This window comes from Streptococcus oralis (assembly GCF_001578935.1).
GTDB lineage: Bacteria > Bacillota > Bacilli > Lactobacillales > Streptococcaceae > Streptococcus > Streptococcus oralis_R.
The window spans coordinates 663,585-665,498 of record NZ_KQ969521.1; the positions used below are offsets into that span (position 1 = coordinate 663,585).

General features: G+C 38.8%; 3 protein-coding genes and 1 pseudogene. All 4 read right to left on the reverse strand.

What is annotated here, in order from left to right; all coding sequences use genetic code 11:
* Positions 1–205 precede the first annotated feature (205 nt).
* On the reverse strand, positions 206–589 hold the full coding sequence (locus SORDD15_RS10470; RefSeq protein ID WP_061414328.1) for a hypothetical protein: 384 nt from the start codon (positions 587–589) through the stop codon (positions 206–208).
* 1 nt (position 590) lies between these two features.
* The gene (locus tag SORDD15_RS03330; RefSeq protein WP_061414330.1) at positions 591–773 is read right to left on the reverse strand and encodes a hypothetical protein; all 183 of its coding nucleotides are present in this window, start codon (positions 771–773) and stop codon (positions 591–593) included.
* 33 nt (positions 774–806) lie between these two features.
* Positions 807–1,040 (reverse strand): Imm74 family immunity protein, encoded by a 234-nt coding sequence (locus SORDD15_RS03335; RefSeq protein WP_000704716.1) that lies wholly within the window; start codon positions 1,038–1,040, stop codon positions 807–809.
* Positions 1,037–1,914: pseudogene (locus SORDD15_RS10475) on the reverse strand (hypothetical protein); the annotation flags it as partial. The pseudogene SORDD15_RS10475 and the gene SORDD15_RS03335, both read right to left, overlap by 4 nt.

The following is a 1,914-nucleotide window of genomic DNA, read 5'->3' on the forward strand; positions in this document are numbered from 1 at the left end:
TAGAGAAGGTCTCCCACTGCTTGGTGAGGGCATCTTTTTGTTTGCCTTGCCATTCCGGCTGAATGTTGCGGTGCATGATGGGATACTTGATATTGTGAACATTTTGTTGGATTTGAAGAGAATTCTATTTAAAGCAAGAGCTTACCAATAAAATATTAGTAAACTCTTGTTTCATTCAATTTTAACATCGACGGAAAGAGCTATTTTAATCTTTGCTCGCTAGAATTTCAGCCCCTTCAGGTAATATTTCTTCCAGTTCAGCCTTTGTGAATAAACCTTGCGCTTCAGGATTTCTTCTTAAAGCTTCAGGATATTGCCTCAAGAAATTTCTATCAGCTTCTTCTTGTGTCACATTCGGTGGCCAACAGTCATTCTGAGCTTTAAATAACAAATCATTTCCTGAGCGCTCCCCGGATAGGTATGCTTCAAAATCTGTAGCGTTTATCTCAAATACTCGTCTCACAGATGCAATACCAAGTTCAAAAAACGTGTAGTATCTTCCATTGTGCTCCCGAATATAAAGATTGTCTGGCGTATGGACCGCCTTAAAGTTCTCATACTCTTCCCATGTTATTTTAGTTAAACTCATTTTAATCGCCTCCTAATTTTCTAATTGTAAATTCTCCCCATGGCACTTCATCAATAACTGCTTCTGGCATATTTCCTGGATAAGTACGCCCACCTGGTTTCCAAAAATCTTCAAAAGCAGATGCTTCATTACGACTCGGAACTTTCAAATTCTTAATTGAATCATAAGGGATATCTATTGCCACAGGTTCACTTAGAATATATAGGGTTCAACATAATTATATAAAGTCCAATTGAATAGTTTGATCGCTCTCCATTTTTTTAGCCATGTTAATAATATTATCTATTTCTCTTGGAGTTATCGGAAGATTTTCATGAGGGGGTTCCCAATGTGTCATACTATCTTTATAAACAACAAATTTTTTATTAATCAACAATTCTCCTTGTGCTTTTAAGAGGAAACCATTCTCTAAATCAAAAGTAATTGTTGATCGTGTTCCTGTAATTTTCATTTATACCTCTCGAATATAATTTTTTCTACCCCTGTTTTAGGATCTATTGTTGTAACCTTAGTAACATTTGGATTGGTCTTCAATCTTGGTAATTCGATATTTTCCCAAATATTTCCTGGTCTTAGTTCGCTACCAACTACAGCTCTTATTTCACCAGATACTTGCTCTGCGTAAACATTCGAAGCTTCCTCCCAAGCTGTTACACTTGAAGGAGTATTAAAATCCCATTCAGGCATTACAATATTCGTATCATCAATTGTAGATTCTAATGTAACTCCTCCTTTATTTTTTGCTATTTTTTTCGCAACATCCATTCCTCCAATACCATCTGTTCGTCCTGACCAGAAAAAAGCTGTATCTGGATCAGTTTTCAATCGACCTCTTATTAACTCAACATCAAAATCAGTTTGGGTAAAATCTATTTTTGAATATCGATTCGAAGAAATAGGTTGATTTAGACTAAACTTGCTGGCTGCTGAGGAGGCCGCATAGCCTCCTACCAGGTTCCCGATAAAGTTTGCGGTTTGGGCGTCCTCTTCACTTCCACCTAGGAGCTTAGTCCCATGATAGGCAACTTGACCTGTTGTATAGGCCCCTGCTTCCCCTATCGCAAACTGGGTCAATCCCTTGGCAACGCTTTGCGTCTGCCCTATGGGAATCATGATGGCACTCGCCGTCACAAAGATCCCACCAACCTGATGATACAGCTTGTCATTCCCCATGAAAAGCGTATCTCGGATAAAGTTTTTTGACTTGGTATGGATATCCCCTGCATTCCCAAGTTCGATATTATGAATCCCTTCTGCTGCATTAGAGGTTCCATAGGCAAACGTCCCAAGTCCTGTCGTTAAGCCAAACCCAACAACCAATGGGG